This is a genomic window from Corallococcus praedator, assembly GCF_003612125.1.
GTDB classification, from domain to species: Bacteria; Myxococcota; Myxococcia; order Myxococcales; family Myxococcaceae; genus Corallococcus; species Corallococcus praedator.
Window position 1 is genome coordinate 1 of record NZ_RAWI01001443.1, and the last position, 386, is coordinate 386.

1 protein-coding gene is annotated in these 386 nt (G+C 74.6%); it reads right to left on the reverse strand.

Annotated elements, in window-relative coordinates; all coding sequences use genetic code 11:
• Nucleotides 1–386, reverse strand: a 386-nt coding sequence (locus tag D7Y13_RS44820; RefSeq protein ID WP_120631183.1) for an ATP-binding protein, incomplete at both ends; no start/stop codon positions are given.

Below are 386 nucleotides of genomic sequence, written 5' to 3' on the forward strand. Positions count from 1 at the left end.
GCCTCCTCCAGCACCTTCTGGTGGCGGCGCTGGATCGAGCACTCGCGCTCGTTGAGGTGGACGACGTTGCCGTGGCGGTCGGCGAGGACCTGGATCTCGACGTGGCGAGGGCTCTCGATCAGGCGCTCGATCAGCAGGCGGTCGTCGCCGAAGCTCGCCTGCGCCTCGCGCCGGGAGGCGGCGAAGCCCTCGCGCGCGCCCTCGTCGTCGCGGGCGACGCGCATCCCCTTGCCGCCGCCCCCCGCGCTGGCCTTGATCATCACCGGGTAGCCCACGTCACGGGCGACGCGCACGGCCTCGTCGGCGTCGGCGACGACGCCGTCGTGGCCGGGGACGACCGAGACCCCGGCGCCCGCGGCGAGGCGCTTGGAGGCGATCTTGTCGCC